We start from the raw sequence: 255 nt of genomic DNA on the forward strand, positions 1-255 counted from the left end.
TAATTTAGCAAGTTTGTTTAATGACTTCTGAAGATACTTAGGATTTTCTATAAATTGTCCACAACTTGAGATACAAAATTCTTTAATTCCTAAATCTAAACCTATCTGATTATTAGTATTTTCAAATGCTTCAATATCTATATCTCTACAGCATAATGATACATAATATTTACCACTTGGTTCTTTGGATACAGTAGCATTAAGCATTCTCCCTTGAGGTACTTGTTTATCCCTTACTTTAACCATACCAAGTTT

At 29.0% G+C, this 255-nt stretch carries 1 pseudogene; it reads right to left on the bottom strand.

Features of this window, described 5'->3' with window-relative positions:
- Positions 1–255: pseudogene (locus KGF45_RS19900) on the bottom strand (IS200/IS605 family element RNA-guided endonuclease TnpB); the annotation flags it as partial.

Origin of the sequence: Clostridioides sp. ZZV14-6154, assembly GCF_020657785.1 — a bacterium.
Taxonomy (GTDB): domain Bacteria; phylum Bacillota; class Clostridia; order Peptostreptococcales; family Peptostreptococcaceae; genus Clostridioides.